We start from the raw sequence: 385 nt of genomic DNA, 5'->3' as shown, positions 1-385 counted from the left end.
CGCCACGGCCGGTCACAACAACGACGAGTTAGGCTTCCGCCTCGGGCGCCGTCACGTCTTCCATGCGCTCGATGCGCACGCGCACGATGCGGCGGCTGCCCGCTTCCAGGATCACAAAGCGCAAGTCGTGGCGCACCAGCGTATCGCCCACCTCTGGCAGGCGGTCCCACTGGTTGAACAGGTAGCCGCCAAGGCTCGTGGCGCCGCCGCCTTCGTCGAGCAGCCAGTCGACATGCAGGACATCTTCGAGCTGGCGCAGGTCGGCCTCGCCAGCCACTTCCCAGCAGCCATCGCTGACTTCCACCACGCCGGGGCGTTCGTCTTCATCGGGGAATTCACCGGCAATGGCTTCGAGCACGTCGATGGGCGTCACCACGCCTTGCAC

The 385-nt window shown here is 66.5% G+C and carries 1 protein-coding gene; it reads right to left on the bottom strand.

From position 1 onward, the window contains the following. Positions 1-28: 28 nt before the first annotated feature. The coding region (locus tag D7V97_RS43930) for a transporter associated domain-containing protein (RefSeq protein WP_304988541.1) at positions 29-385 on the bottom strand (357 nt) is incomplete at its 5' end.

This window comes from Corallococcus sp. CA053C (assembly GCF_003611675.1).
Lineage (GTDB): Bacteria > Myxococcota > Myxococcia > Myxococcales > Myxococcaceae > Corallococcus.
The sequence above is the reverse complement of the archived record's forward strand: the minus strand, read 5'-3'. Positions and strand labels throughout refer to the sequence as shown.